General features: G+C 66.2%; 1 protein-coding gene. It reads right to left on the reverse strand.

Going from position 1 to position 272, the window contains the following annotated elements; all coding sequences use genetic code 11:
• The coding region (locus SB719_RS20125) for a DNA topoisomerase (RefSeq protein WP_412159735.1) at positions 1-272 on the reverse strand (272 nt) is incomplete at both ends.

Consider the following 272-nt stretch of genomic DNA (forward strand, 5'->3'; position numbering starts at 1 on the left):
GTCGTAGTCCACGTAGCGGGTGAAGTGGCTCGACAGGAAATTCGAGACCGCGCGGCCGACATCGCTGGCGCGGAAGCTGCGGCCTTCCATCTCGACGTACTTGCGGAACTGCAGGGTCTGGATGATCGACGCGTACGTCGACGGTCGGCCGATGCCGTATTCCTCGAGCGCCTTGACCAGCGAGGCTTCGGTGAAGCGCGGGGGCGGCTGGGTGAAGTGCTGGTCGGCGTGGATCCGCTCGAGCGGCACGCGGTCGCCGGTCTTCATCTGCG

The organism is Pantoea sp. SIMBA_079, assembly GCF_046940275.1.
In the GTDB taxonomy this organism is placed as follows: Bacteria; Pseudomonadota; Gammaproteobacteria; order Enterobacterales; family Enterobacteriaceae; genus Pantoea; species Pantoea borealis.